Genomic DNA, 2,737 nt, shown 5'->3' with positions numbered 1-2,737 from the left:
AAGTGACTGACTGTGGGATCTGCAAGAAATATGGCATATGTTGTAACCCCTTTTTTCAAGGAGTTAGCCCTTGGACCAGCCATTGTAACCGCCGAGATTTGTTCTCGTGTCTCGTCATAGGGTTGGAATTTTCGTAGCTCTCACTCCACGGTAGTATGTTAATGTAGTTGATCGGGCCCGGTTTGCTCAAGACCAATGTGCGTTGGGTCGATGTCGTTCTCGTTATGGAAGACCTGCAAGAGCACCAGTATACGCGAGTCCAGAATTGTGTGAGCGTGCCGCGATACCGCTTGCGCTGCTTTCTCGTGATCGGGAACTACGATGATTTGTCGCGGATAGTCGCTAAGGGTCGAGAATCCGCATAAGGGAGGGCGAAATGGCCATCTCCGGTAATCCCCAGAAGCCCGAGTCTTCGTCCGATTCGGATCATGAGATGCCGCTGATCCCGGAATCGGATTGGCACGGCCTCGATCGGTCCGACTGGAGGGATTCAGTGGACGCCAGTCCATGGGAGATCATTGGAGGGTCGCCCAAATCCTTCTTGAGTATGGAAGCGCTGGATGGCGGATGGTACCTTCAGCTTCAGCCTGAGGATGATGACTCCGACAAACGCCTGTGCGGTCCTCTGCGAATCCAACGGGCATCAGACGGTGCAGCTGAACGTTTCGGCGACTTTCTGATTTCGGCCGATCTGTACCGATATGACGGGGATGCCAGCGGGTTTCCCGAACCAATCACCCAATACCACCTGTATATCGACCCTAACTGGTATCCGCAGCTTCCTTGGGCAGGTTATTTCGGCCATCTGAAATGCAAGGAGAATAATAGCGTTTCCTATGATTCAGGAAAGCTCAGCTTCGATGCAGATCATCACTCATGGGATAGGAATTGGTTTCCCAATGTCAGCGCCCCCCAACAAAGCCATTTTGAGATCTCTTGTCCGCAACAATTAGTCAGGCACGACGATCTTCCACAGGACACGCTGCGACTGACCGGCGAGGCCAGCATCGGCACCGATCATTATCGCTTGATCGCCACCAAGACCTCACCTTTCTATCGCGGTTGTCGCCTTGAGGTGGACGTGATGCAGCATCGGCACTGGATTCCCGTTGCAAATCTCCGTAGCGGGGCGTCGGAATCCTTCACCGGCGTGTTTCGCAAGACCGGTTTCGACATCGACCTTTCCGACGGCAACATGGATATCCGCGATGCCGTCGAACTCACGAAAAAACAACTCAACGACCATCTCAAAACGAAACAAGATCTCGGGTTCAAGCGCGATGAGACGTCCTGGCGGCTCTGGATGCTCGTGGCTTCACGGTTTGACGAGGACCCAGACGACCCAGCGGAACGCTGGTTTGGGTTTATGTTTGACAGCGTGGCGTCGGATGATTTTTGGCGCGAAGGAGCGGCGGTCTTTTACGATCCTCTGGTTCTCCTCGGTCCAGAGCCTAAGCCGGTAGCGCACGAGGCGAAGGGTAAACGCCTTGGGGACCTGGACGTTGCCTTTTTGAGGACAGCACTCCATGAGGCGGGGCATGCCTTCGGCCTGATACATCCCGTGGACGATCATCGGTTGGGCAAGAAAGAGGGCCGGACCATCATGAACCGTACTGGGGACGTAAAAAGTAAAGCCACAGATAAAGAACCGTTCCCGCATAACATCGAATTCGCGTTCGATCCACAGAACGCTCTGTTGTTGAACCATTCACCGGATCCGAAAGTAGCACCGGGTTGGTCACGTGGGTTTTACTCGGATGCAACATGGCCGGAGTTTGTTATACCCTAAAGAGTTCGGAATTATGAGCTTAAACCAAGCGCACGTGCGTCGAGCTGAAATAGAGATGTTCAGGCCATGGGTGAGAAAGAAATGCCCGAAAGGCCGAGCCCCAAATCCACCGGCACGGTCAGGAAACTTGCCGCAATACTGTTCGCTGACGTCCGCGGTTACAGCCGCCTGATCAGCGACGATGAAACCGCGACGGTTGAGACCCTTCAGCACCACTTTCAAAACCTGATTGCGCCAACGATAGCCAACTGCAACGGCCGGGTCGTACGGACTATGGGCGATGGCCTGTTTGCTGAGTTCCCTAGCGCCGTCGATGCGGTGCGGTGCGGAGTGGATATTCAGCGCGCGATGGCGGCGCGCTATGTCGACGGTCCCGATGTTCGAAGCATCGAGTTCCGCATCGGTATCAATTTGGGCGACGTCATCGTGAGCGGAAATGATCTGCATGGCGAGGGCGTCAATATCGCAGCCAGGTTGGAGCAGCTCGCCGAGGCGGGCAGCGTGTGCATCTCCAGAAACATGTATGAGCAGGTCAGAGACAAGCTTCCGCTCGAGTACGAATACGGTGGTGCCCAGACGCTAAAGAACATCTCAGAGCCTGTAGAGATTTATCGGATCTGGCCCGAAAAGCCGAGCGCCCAAACGGTGCGATCTTACTCTCGGAAGCCTAAGAAGCTTTCATTGCCTGCGCGTCCTTCTATTGCCATCCTCCCGATAACCAACATGAGCGGTGACGAGGATTTGCGTTACTTATGTGACGGCATGACGGAAGGGATCATCGCCAATTTGTCCCGATTCCGTGATTTGTTCGTCATAGCGCGGCATTCCTCCTTTGCTTATCAAGACACGCAAATGCGGATCACGGAGATCGCAAAGGAACTGGGCGTTCGATATCTGCTTGAGGGGAGCATTCTCAAGATTGGCGAAAAGATCCGAATGATTGCCCAG

General features: G+C 54.2%; 2 protein-coding genes. Both read left to right on the top strand.

Annotated features, from left to right (window positions below):
* The first annotated feature begins 376 nt into the window (after window positions 1-376).
* Window positions 377-1,789, top strand: coding sequence for a hypothetical protein (locus O6944_04210; GenBank protein MCZ6718344.1), 1,413 nt, complete (start codon window positions 377-379; stop codon window positions 1,787-1,789).
* Between the two features lie 66 nt (window positions 1,790-1,855).
* Window positions 1,856-2,737 (top strand): guanylyl cyclase (locus O6944_04205; protein MCZ6718343.1); only part of this gene is annotated, 882 nt, incomplete at its 3' end.

It is taken from the genome of Gammaproteobacteria bacterium (assembly GCA_027296625.1).
Classification (GTDB): Bacteria; Pseudomonadota; Gammaproteobacteria; order JAKEHO01; family JAKEHO01; genus JAKEHO01.
This window is presented reverse-complemented; position numbering and strand designations above follow the sequence as displayed.

Excerpts from the sequence above, each read along its gene's own strand:
- O6944_04210 (MCZ6718344.1), top strand. The coding sequence starts at position 377 with ATGGCCATCTCCGGTAATCCCCAGAAGCCCGAGTCTTCGTCCGATTCG.